This is a genomic window from Corynebacterium stationis (genome assembly GCF_001941345.1).
Taxonomy (GTDB): domain Bacteria; phylum Actinomycetota; class Actinomycetes; order Mycobacteriales; family Mycobacteriaceae; genus Corynebacterium; species Corynebacterium stationis.
In genome coordinates this window covers 886,951-898,849 of the sequence record NZ_CP009251.1, presented here as the reverse complement: position 1 = coordinate 898,849, position 11,899 = coordinate 886,951, and the positions used below count along the sequence as shown (strand labels likewise).

The following is an 11,899-nucleotide window of genomic DNA, read 5'->3' as shown; positions in this document are numbered from 1 at the left end:
ATAGCAAACAGGATCGACCCACCACCAGCAAGAACACCTATGAGGGGCACTCCTCCCCAGACAATTGCGGGAGCAAATCGAGGGGGGGAATCCCCGAGTTATCAGGCTGGCATCATCACTACGGGGAACTCAAGTCACCGCCCCGAACATCTGACAAGCCTAGCAAGATTTCGTTCAGGAAATACCTGCGGTGCGTTTGCTTGAGTATTTCAAGTGATTCTGAGGTTAATGAAACTATCTCAACATCGGATTCGCTGATTTCGCTTTCCAATTTATGCCGGAGCTCCAAGGCTTCAGTAAAGTCGGCAAACTCGGTGCATTCAACCTCACCAGTGGTGCGACGATAGTTAATTACAAAAGTCTTCACCTGATTTACTTCCTTTCCGCCTCGGCTTTTCACAATTTCCGTAAGTCCTCGAATCGTACAAGATTTGGCTAAGCCATTCATTAGACTCCAGCGCCATCCATAAATGCCGATGGTGCCCACAACGTGACTAACACCACAACTTGTGATATCCACCCTTTCACAAACAACAATGCGTATAGCACTATAGGCAGTTTCAGCACGTCACAGCCACGGCGAGAATCGCGGGAATTAATGACCGGAAAATCGGAAAATAACCCCGATGACATGCTCGGGCGCATTTTCTACCTATAGATCGATAGGAATATGGAAAGTTATCTGTTAGTTTATAGATATTCCGATTTGGGCAGCCCTGCCTGAAGCAGGAGAACTTGCATATCTATTGACCTATGAGGAGCATCCCATGGCCTTCGAAACTGTTTCGGACGTAGTCACCTACATCAAGGAAGAGGGCATCCGTTTCGTGGATGTGCGCTTTACTGACGTGCCTGGCACGGAACACCACTTCACCATCCCGGCAAAAGAATTTGATGAAGATGCAGCCGAGCAGGGCTTGGCTTTCGATGGCTCCTCAGTGCGTGGTTTCACTTCCATCGACGAGTCAGACATGACGCTGTTGCCGGATCCTGCAACGGCAACCTTGGATCCATTCCGTATTGAAAAGACGTTGAACATGAAGTTCTTCGTGCATGATCCGCTGACTTTGGAGCCGTATGCGCGTGATCCGCGCAATGTGGCGCGCAAAGCGGAAGAGTACTTGGTGTCTACCGGTATTGCAGATACCTGTAACTTCGGCGCGGAGGCAGAGTTCTACCTGTTTGATTCGGTGCGCTATGCCACCGAGACTAATACGGGTTTCTATGAGGTGGACTCGAATGAAGGCTGGTGGAACCGCGGCAAGGCGACGAACCTGGATGGTACGCCGAACCTGGGATCGAAGGTGCGCGTGAAGGGTGGCTACTTCCCCACCGCGCCTTATGACCAGACGGTAGATGTCCGCGATGAGATGGTCACTAACTTGCAGGATGCAGGTTTCGCGGTTGAGCGCTACCACCACGAGGTCGGCAGCGGTGGACAGCAGGAGATCAACTACCGCTTCAATACGTTGTTGCATGCGGCGGATGATATTCAGTCGTTCAAGTACATCGTCAAGAACACCGCTGTGAAGAATGGCAAGACAGCAACGTTTATGCCCAAGCCGCTGGCCGGCGATAATGGCTCCGGTATGCACGCGCACCAGTCGCTGTGGAAGGACGGCTCGCCGCTCTTCTACGATGAGGCCGGCTACGGCGGCCTGTCCGATATCGCGCGCTATTACATCGGCGGCATCTTGCACCATGCACCGGCAGTGCTGGCGTTTACGAACCCGACGCTGAACTCGTATCACCGCCTGGTCCCAGGCTTTGAGGCGCCGATTAACCTGGTGTACTCCCAGCGCAACCGCTCGGCGGCGATTCGTATCCCGATTACGGGCTCGAATCCGAAGGCAAAGCGCATCGAATTCCGCGCGCCGGATCCATCAGGAAACCCCTACTTCGGTTTCGCCACGATGATGATGGCGGGTCTAGACGGAATCAAAAACCGCATCGAGCCGCATGCGCCAGTGGATAAGGATCTGTATGAGCTGCCACCGGCAGAGCAGGCATCGATTCCACAGGCACCGACCTCACTGGAGTCAGCGCTAAAGGCACTCGAGGCGGACCACGACTTCCTCACCGAGGGCGATGTGTTTACTGAAGACCTCATCAGCACCTATATCCAGTACAAGCACGATAACGAGATCGCGCCGGTACGTCTGCGCCCAACCCCGCAGGAATTTGAACTCTACTTCGATTGCTAAGTAAAGGAGGTTATCCCCATGACCTTGATTCCAGGCCCGCAAGGGCTCTACAACCCGGAATTTGAAAAGGATTCCTGTGGTGTCGCATTCATCGCGGATATACATGGACGCGCTTCCCGCGACATCGTGGACAAGGGCATCCAGGCTCTGGTCAATCTGGAGCACCGCGGCGCGGCAGGTGCAGAGGCTAATACGGGCGATGGCGCCGGCATCCTCATGCAGGTCCCACACGCTTTTTGCCAGGCGGTAGCGGCCGAAGAAGGCATCACACTGCCCGGCGCGCAGGCTTATGCCACAGGCATTGCCTTCTTGCCGCGCGGGCGCATGGCGATGTTGGATGCCAAGCATGAGATTGAGGCCATCGCTGCCGAAGAAGGTGCGAAGGTCTTAGGCTGGCGCACGGTGCCGACGGACCCTTCAGAGCTGGGCACCATGGCTTATGAGGCCATGCCGCATTTCGAGCAGATTTTCATCACGGCTGAACGCGACGGACAGCTGCTCGAAGGCATCGCGCTGGACCGGGTCATGTTTTTCATCCGCAAGCGCTGCGAGCGCGAGCTGGGTACTAGAAACGGTGAAGATACTATCTACTTCCCGTCGCTGTCGGCACGGACCATCGTCTACAAGGGCATGCTCACCACCCCGCAGTTGGCCGGGTTCTACCAAGACTTGCGCGATCCGCGTATGGAGTCAGCTATTGTGCTGGTGCACTCGCGCTTTTCCACTAACACTTTCCCGTCGTGGCCACTAGCGCACCCGTTTCGTATGGTCGCGCACAACGGTGAGATCAATACGGTCAAGGGCAATGAAAATTGGATGCGGGCGCGTGAGGCGCTCATGCGCTCTAAGGAGCTTGGTTCACTCGATCGGGTATTGCCGATTTGTGCGCCTTCAGGTTCTGACACAGCGCTTTTCGATGAAGCCTTAGAGCTTCTCCACTTTAGTGGCCGCACGCTCCCCCATGCGGTGATGATGATGGTGCCGCAGGCGTGGGAGCATGCGGGAAACATCGATAAGCAACTGCGTGACTTCTACGAATACCATTCTTGTTTGATGGAACCGTGGGATGGCCCGGCGGCGATTGCATTTACCGATGGCACCCTGGTGGGCGCAACGTTGGACCGCAATGGCCTGCGCCCGGGACGCATTTGGATTACGGATGATGGCCTGGTGGTCATGGCATCGGAAGCCGGCGTGTTAGATATCGACCCAAAGCATGTGGTCAAACGCACCCGCGTGCAGCCCGGCCGGATGTTTTTGGTAGACACCAATGCCGGGCGCATTATTGATGACGCCGAAATCAAACACACGCTAGCTACCGCCGAGCCTTATGGCGAGTGGATCCGTGAGAACTTCGTGCCGGTGGAAAAGCTGCCGCAAACCCGCTATGAGTACATGCCTCATGACCGCGTAGTGTTGCGCCAGCGTGTCTTTGGCATCACCGAAGAAGACGTGGAGCTCATTATCAAACCCATGGCGCAAACCGGCGCGGAGGGACTGGGCTCCATGGGCTCTGATACCCCGATTGCCGCGCTATCCTCGCGTTCGCGCATGCTCTTTGATTTCTTCTCGCAGCGCTTTGCGCAGGTAACCAACCCGCCGCTGGATTCGATTCGGGAAAAGAATATTACCTCCATGTTCACCCTGCTGGGCGCGCAATCGGATGTGCTCAACCCGGATGCGCAGGCCGCACGCCGTATTCATTTAGATGGCCCGGTCATTGATAACCACGAGTTCACCACCTTGGTCCACGCCAACGACAACGGTGAAGCCGAGCCTTTCGGTTGTGCGAAGATTCATGGACTCTATCCGGTAGCGCACCACGGCAAGGGTCTGCGCGAAGCCATCGATAAGGTTTTGCGCGAAGTCGACGAGGCCATCGCCGAAGGCAAGAGCCTCATTGTGCTCTCAGACCGCGATTCCGATGAGCGCTTTGCACCGATTCCTTCCCTGCTGCTGACTTCCGCTGTGCACCAGCACATGGTGGCTGAGCGCACGCGCACTAGGGCTTCGCTGATTATTGAATCCGGCGATGCCCGCGAGGTCCACCACCTGGCCATGCTCATTTCCTTTGGCGCCGATGCGATTAACCCATATATGGCATTTGAGACTATCGATGAACTTCGGTTAGCCGGCCAGCTCGGCGAGCTCAGCCTGGATGAGGCGTGTTCCAATTACGTCACCGCCGCTACCACGGGCGTGCTCAAAGTGATGTCCAAGATGGGTATCGCTGCCGTATCTTCTTACCGCGGCGCACAGTTTGCCGATGTCACCGGCCTTCACCAAGACTTGCTGGATAACTACTTTGGCGGCATCAACTCCCCTATTTCCGGCGCGGACTTAGAAGACCTCGCCGCCGACGTCGAGGCCCGTCACCGCAGCGCGTTTTTGCCACGACCAGAGGAAAACGCGCACCGCGACCTGGAATTGGGCGGGGAATACAAGTGGCGCCGCGAAGGCGAATTCCACCTGTTCAATCCAGAGACCATCTTCAAACTGCAACATGCAACGTGCACGGGTCAGTATGAAATTTTCAAAGACTACACCCGCGCAGTCAATGACCAATCTCAGCGCCTGGCCACTATCCGCGGCTTATTTGAATTTGCCCCGGACCGCGCGCCGATTGCGGTGGATGAGGTGGAGCCGGTGGCTGACATCGTCAAGCGCTTTAGCACCGGTGCCATGAGCTACGGTTCTATTTCTGCCGAGGCGCATGAAACCCTGGCTATCGCCATGAACCGCCTGCACGGCATGTCCAATTCCGGCGAGGGCGGTGAGGACCCCAAGCGCTTTGAGGTTGAACCCAACGGCGATTCACGACGCTCTGCTATCAAGCAGGTGGCCTCCGGGCGCTTTGGTGTGACCAGCCACTACCTTAATAACTGCACCGATATTCAAATCAAGATGGCCCAGGGCGCCAAGCCCGGTGAGGGCGGCCAACTGCCACCCAATAAGGTCTATCCGTGGATTGCCAAAGTGCGTATTACCACCCCGGGGGTGGGGCTGATTTCCCCACCACCGCACCATGACATCTACTCCATTGAGGACCTCGCGCAGCTCATCCACGATCTCAAATGCGCGAATCCAGATGCCCGGATCCACGTCAAACTCGTGGCTGAACAAGGCATCGGGGCTGTGGCAGCCGGTGTCTCCAAAGCGCATGCCGATGTCGTGCTGGTCTCCGGCCATGACGGCGGTACGGGCGCATCACCATTGACCTCACTCAAACACGCCGGCGGGCCGTGGGAGCTGGGCCTGGCGGAAACCCAGCAAACCCTGCTGCTCAACGGTTTGCGCGATCGCATCCGCGTGCAGTGCGATGGCCAGTTAAAAACCGGCCGCGACGTCATCATCGCCGCACTCCTCGGCGCTGAGGAATCGGCTTTGCCACCGCTCCCTTGGTGGTCGAAGGCTGCATCATGATGCGCGTATGCCACCTCGATACCTGCCCCGTCGGCATCGCCACCCAAAACCCAGACCTGCGCAAGAAGTTCACCGGCCGTGCCGAACACGTGGTCAACTTCTTTACCTTCATCGCCGAAGAAGTCCGCGAATACTTAGCCCAGCTCGGCTTCCGCTCGATTGATGAAGCCATCGGCCAAGCCCACGTCCTTCGCCAGCGTGCTGCCGCCAGCAGCACACCGGAAGCGAAAAAGGAAACTTCTACCCAGAATGAAGTAAAGGAGCGCGCTGACAAACTCGACCTCTCCCCCATTTTCCAACGTGTGGAATCACCATATTTCCGCAACCAGAATCTGCGCCAAACCAAGGAGCAGAACCACTTCCTGGACCAGGCACTGGATAATCAGATCATCGCCGATGCGCAGTTGACTATCGATGCCGCCGCGGCCAAGTCCTCGGCCAACGCTCCCGACTGGATGGCAGCAGGCAAAAAGCCCACTATCGATCTGCACTATGCAGTCTCCAACCGCGACCGCTCGGTGGGCACCATGGTGGGCTCACGCATCACCCGCGCTGCCGGTGCGAAGGGACTTCCTGCCGATACCATCAACGTGCACCTAAAAGGTTCTGCTGGCAACTCCTTTGGCGCTTTTATCCCCACGGGTTTGACGCTAAACCTGGAAGGCGACGCCAATGACTTTGTGGGCAAGGGCCTCTCCGGCGGGCGGATCATTGTCCGCCCGGCTGAATCGAGCCCACGGCAGTTAAAGCACAACCCGGATATCATCGCCGGCAATGTCACCGCTTACGGTGCTACCAGCGGTGAGCTCTATATCCGGGGTGCAGTGGGCGAGCGTTTCTGCGTGCGCAACTCCGGCGCCACCGCGGTGGTCGAGGGTATTGGCAACCACGGCTGTGAGTACATGACCGGCGGCACCGTGATTATCGCCGGGGAGATTGGTGAGAACTTCGGCGCCGGCTTTACCGGCGGCACCGCATTTATCCTGCGCGCACCGGAAGTACTTGCACGTCTCAACAAAGACGTCGCCAAAGCAGTGGAAGAACTTACGCCAGCTGACCAGGCTTTCCTGGCAGAGACCCTGGCCAAGCACATCACCTATACCGGCTCGACGATTTCTGCGACCCCGCAAGATTTCTTGAAGGTAGTACCGACCCCGTACCGCAAGGTTTTAAACATCATGGCCACAGCTGAGCGCGAAGGCCGCGATATTAATAACGCAATTATGGAGGCTGTGAAGTAATGGCTGATCCACACGGATTTCAAAAGTTTAACCGCGCAACCCCTGCGCACCGTCCGGTCCCCCTGCGCTTGATGGATTACCGTGAGGTCTACGAAAAGGCCCCCGCTGGCCAGATTGAACAGCAAGCCACCCGCTGCATGGACTGCGGAGTCCCGTTCTGTCATGAGGGCTGTCCTTTGGGCAATATCATCCCCGAGTGGAATGACCTGGTGCGCCAGAACCGCTGGCGCGAAGCCTATGACCGCCTGCACGCCACGAACAACTTCCCCGAATTTACCGGCCGCCTGTGCCCCGCCCCGTGCGAAGGCGCCTGTGTACTAGGCATCAACGATGACGCCGTGGCAATTAAAGACGTGGAACTTGCCATCGTGGAACGCGCCTTTGCCGAAGGCTGGACCACACCAATCAAACCAAGCCTGGATACCGGCATGCGCGTGGCTGTCGTCGGCTCCGGCCCCGCCGGTCTTGCCGCCGCACAGCAACTCACCCGCGCCGGCCACACCGTCACCGTCTATGAACGCGATGACCGCCTCGGCGGGCTTATGCGCTACGGCGTGCCGGAATACAAAATGGAAAAGCAGTGGATCGACCGTCGCCTGGAACAAATGCGCGCTGAGGGCACTGAGTTCCGCACCGGCGTCTCTCCTACCGCTGCTGACCTCAACGCGTTTGATGCCGTCATCTTAGCCACCGGCACGCCCGTCGCCCGCGAACTTCCCGTCGACGGCCGTGAGCTTGACGGCATCTACCCTGCGATGGAATATCTGACCTGGCAAAACCGCGTCAATGAGGGCGACTATCCCGACTCCGCTATCTCTGCCAGGGGCAAGAAAGTTGTCATTATCGGCGGCGGCGATACCGGCACCGACTGCTTCGGCACCGCCCTGCGTCAAGGTGCAGCCAGTGTCACCCAATTCGATATCCGCCCCCGCGCCCCGAAAAACCGCGCCGCTTCTACCCCATGGCCGATGTACCCACTGCAATACCGCGTGGCCACCGCACATGAGGAGGGCGAATACACCATCACCGGCGACGAATCCGCCGATGAAATCGCCGCGCTTGGCCTTGCCACCCGCGAAAAAGGCACCACCTTGGGCAACCGCACCTACTCCGTCAACACCGTCTCCTTCCACGGCGCAGAAGGCCACGTCACCTCACTGCGCGGCAACGAGGTGGAAGTAGTCAACGGCCGGCGCCAACCGATAAAAGACACCGACTTCGAACTCGACGCCGACCTAGTACTCATCGCCTTAGGCTTCCAAGGCGCTGAACGCGGCGGGCTCATCCACGAACTCGGCGTCTCCTTCGACCAACGCGGCCGCATGGTGCGCGACACCGAATACCGCGCCGAAACCAAACCACTGTTCCCTGGCTTCAAACCACCGGTCTACATCACCGGCGACAACGGCCGCGGCCAATCCCTTATCGTCTGGGCCATCGCCGAAGGCCGCGCCGCCGCCGCTGCCTGTGACCGCGACCTCATGGGCGAATCCGCACTACCAATCCCAGTTACCCCACGCTCTGCCCCGCTGAGCGTCTAACCACCCCGAACCCAGTCACCCTCACTCAACCAAAACACACGATAAAAGGAGCACGCGGTATCACCGCGTGCTCCTTTTATCTGATCATCTCGCCCGAGAGCCAACCCGCGCCAGAACTATCCAGCCGGCGAGTCACTCAGCTCGAGGGGCACTGAGCCCGACAACTACTCCCCAAGCGCCGCCGCCACTAAACCATAAAATAGTGGATGAGGTCGGGTTGGACGCGACTTGTACTCGGGGTGCGCCTGCGTTGCCACCAAGTATGGGTGAATATCCTTGGGGTATTCCACGAATTCCACCAACTGCCCGTCTGGTGAGGTGCCCGAGAACACCAATCCCGAGCCAGAAGTAATCTGCTCCCGGTACGCATTATTGACTTCATACCGGTGACGGTGCCGCTCGGACACCTCCACCTCGCCATAAACTCCAGCGACAACAGAACCTTCCTGCAATGTCGCCGGATACGCACCAAGGCGCATAGTGCCACCCAAATCAGCCTTACCAGATACCGCAGCCTGTTGTTCTGCCATCGTAGCAATCACCGGCGCTGAAGTCTCCGGATCGAACTCTGTAGAAGTCGCACCCTCAATACCCGCATTACGCGCTGCTTCCAGCACCGTGCACTGCAGGCCTAAACACAGACCCAATAGCGGCAGTTTATTCTCACGGGCATAAGCAATCGCCGCAATCTTTCCTTCAATGCCACGACCGCCAAAGCCACCCGGAATCACAACAGCATCCAGCCCACGCAATGTCGCTGCTGCATCATTCTCACAGTCATCTGAGGTAATCCACCGAATATTAGCCTTTGCGCGGTGCGCGAACGCCGCATGGCGAATCGCCTCGGCTACCGACAAGTACGCGTCCTGCAGATCAATGTACTTACCCACGATGCCGACAGTCACCGAAGAACGAGGATTCCGCACGCGGTCGAGCAAATCGCCCCACTGCTTCCAGTCCACATCCCGGTACGGAAGACACAGCTTGCGAATAACGAAGGTATCCAAATGTTCTTTGTATAAAACCTCTGGAATGTCATAGATGGATGGTGAATCTGGGCATGAGACCACACCTTCTTCTTCCACATCCGCCATCAGCGCGATCTTGTGCTTTAATCCCTGCGGCACCTCACGGTCACATCGCAGCACAACCGCATCGGGCACAATACCAATGGAGCGCAACTCCGCCACCGAATGCTGCGTCGGTTTAGTCTTTAGCTCACCTGAGGTTCCCAAATACGGCACCAGTGAGCAGTGAATGAAGAAGATATTCGCCCGCCCCACCGCATGACGCACCTGGCGCGCTGCCTCCAAAAATGGCTGGGATTCAATATCACCAACAGTGCCACCGATCTCCGAAATCACCACATCCGGCGCATTACCATCGGCATCTGGTTCCGCCATGGCGAGCACACGGTCTTTAATCTCATCCGTTATATGAGGAATAACCTGCACAGTTTTGCCCAAATACGCCCCGCGCCGTTCTTTGGCGATGACTGAGGAGTACACCTTGCCGGTTGTCGCATTCGCATTCTTGGTCAGATTACGGTCCAAGAAGCGCTCATAGTGCCCCAAATCTAAGTCAGTTTCTGCACCATCTTCAGTAACGAAAACTTCACCATGTTCAAAAGGATTCATGGTGCCCGGGTCAACGTTCAGATACGGGTCCAGCTTTTGCATAGTTACCGACAATCCCCGGGACTTCAGCAGCTGACCTAGCGATGCTGCTGTCAATCCCTTCCCGAGGGAGGACACGACGCCTCCGGTGACGAAAATGAACTTGGTCTGATGGGTGGAACGAGGTGGCATGATGCACCTTTCTGGCTACTAGTCTCTTCGCCAAAAGCTCCCACGATCAGAAAAACCGCAGGCGCTTTCTTAACGACCTACGGGCTTTCAGCTTATCATTCCTGTCAAATCATTTCAATACAACGATAGAAACCAAATCGAATCTCAGATCCATAGAATTCAGTCAAGCCCTTCAGAAAAAGTCCATCACAATTCCTTATTTCCTAGAAAGCTAGACGATTCTTCACGGCACTAAGTCCCAGAACCGACCCGTAACACATATGTGTGCCACGACTATTGAAATTAGAATTGTGCCAAGGCTCAGAGCATCGACGTACCCCGCTCCATCAGTCAGCTTCACTCACGCCAAGGAGGAATCCCCCTCGAGAATGAGTCTAGTAGCACTGGTTACATATCACCCAGAGACTGATTACCTTCTGCTCGACTTTAGACGCCAATGCTAGCGAATTCCACCAAGGAAGTCTCAGATTACCTCGGCTGCTCTTAGAGACCATTAAAAATCAGAATGCCTATTACGAACTATTGCAGTAATCCTATCCCATTCAGTCAAGAACATTTTGCCATGTGGTTCTTTTGAGGCGTACGTAGTTAAGAATTCAGCCGAATACTGCTCTTTGCCCCGGTTGGAAATCTCATCATCTTCCGAATAGAGCCAGTGAGTTTCCTTCCGCGAACTTTCTTGAGCGAAAATTTTGAATGCATCTGGGTACTCGATACCGAAATAACCAAGGGCCGATTCTAGGTGAGACATTCCAGTTCGATGGATGCGGTACTGAATATCCATCGAGTAATTACAAAGGATTAGTTGATTACCATCAAAATGTTGCGAGACCAATGCAGCAATATTGGATCCTTTGCTCGCCCCGACGAATGTCGCTTGCTCAGCAGTTAATGAATAATCGTTAAGTGCTCGATTGATGACCTCTACAGCTGCAGGAACGGGATCGTTCCCGAACGAGTCTGACAGAAAGTAAGAACCTGCAGTCAGATAGGGGTCTTGGAACGAAATGTAAAGAGTGTCATCTAAATCGAAACGTTCAGCTCGCAACACTCCATAGGGAGCCGCCCACCCTCTATTTCCACGATAAGCAGGGAAGGAAACGACCGCATGCTTCGGGGTGCCTCTAGTAGAAATCCTAAAGGTTACATTACTCTCGGTCACTAAGTTTTGGTTGAGCTTTCGCTGCTCCGGCGTCATGAAAACTTCATCATTTGCCGCAAGCACCGTAAAGGCAGATGGGCCGTCATACTCCACAGTTGGAAAACTATCTACGGGAATATTCGTATAGATATGCTCGGACTCGCCCTTGCCCATAACGAACTTAAAAGAGCGATCCCCGTCATGAAGATGGACCCGTTTGAACGAATCTAACGGCTCGGTTTCTAACCTGAAGCTGAATAGCATAAGAAAACACTTTACCGTACATTTCTCATATTTCCAGCCAAAGGCAACAAATAAGAAACTCGTCCATTACACATAAGCGTCTACATTCACACCAGCACAACTGCAACGTTACTTACATGATTCGATTAGTATGCTAAACCCCCGATAGCTAGTACTTATTCAAAAGTACTCTCAACGTTTTCTATCCAAACTGGCCGTTCTATGCTTAATCGGCTATCGCTTTAACAACCGAGCCCTTGGTGTTCCCCAAGTACCATTCTCAACACCACATCGATGA

General features: G+C 55.7%; 5 protein-coding genes and 1 pseudogene. 3 read left to right on the top strand and 3 right to left on the bottom strand.

From position 1 onward, the window contains the following. Positions 1 to 118: 118 nt before the first annotated feature. Positions 119 to 487, bottom strand: coding sequence for a hypothetical protein (locus CSTAT_RS04240; protein WP_156845093.1), 369 nt, complete (start codon positions 485 to 487; stop codon positions 119 to 121). A gap of 280 nt (positions 488 to 767) precedes the next feature. On the opposite strand from CSTAT_RS04240, the gene glnA reads away from it, so the two are divergent. The 3 genes and pseudogenes from glnA (at position 768) to CSTAT_RS04225 (ending at position 8,409) form a co-directional block, all read left to right on the top strand. Beyond that, positions 768 to 2,204 carry a type I glutamate--ammonia ligase gene (gene glnA / locus CSTAT_RS04235; RefSeq protein WP_075722588.1) on the top strand — a complete coding sequence of 479 codons (1,437 nt, stop codon included), beginning with the start codon at positions 768 to 770 and terminating at the stop codon, positions 2,202 to 2,204. An 18-nt stretch (positions 2,205 to 2,222) separates the two neighbouring features. Further along, a pseudogene (gene gltB, locus CSTAT_RS04230) lies at positions 2,223 to 6,868 on the top strand (glutamate synthase large subunit). Then, positions 6,868 to 8,409 carry a glutamate synthase subunit beta gene (locus tag CSTAT_RS04225; RefSeq protein WP_075722587.1) on the top strand — a complete coding sequence of 514 codons (1,542 nt, stop codon included), beginning with the start codon at positions 6,868 to 6,870 and terminating at the stop codon, positions 8,407 to 8,409. Before gltB ends, CSTAT_RS04225 begins: the two are co-directional and overlap by 1 nt. Before the next feature lie 164 nt (positions 8,410 to 8,573). On the opposite strand, the gene CSTAT_RS04220 is transcribed toward CSTAT_RS04225, so the two are convergent. Further along, positions 8,574 to 10,217: a CTP synthase gene (locus CSTAT_RS04220; protein WP_075722586.1), complete on the bottom strand. Its 1,644-nt coding sequence runs from the start codon at positions 10,215 to 10,217 to the stop codon at positions 8,574 to 8,576. 493 nt (positions 10,218 to 10,710) lie between these two features. After that, entirely contained in the window at positions 10,711 to 11,622 is a 912-nt protein-coding gene (locus tag CSTAT_RS04215; RefSeq protein WP_075722585.1) for a hypothetical protein, read from the bottom strand. Positions 11,623 to 11,899: the final 277 nt, after the last annotated feature.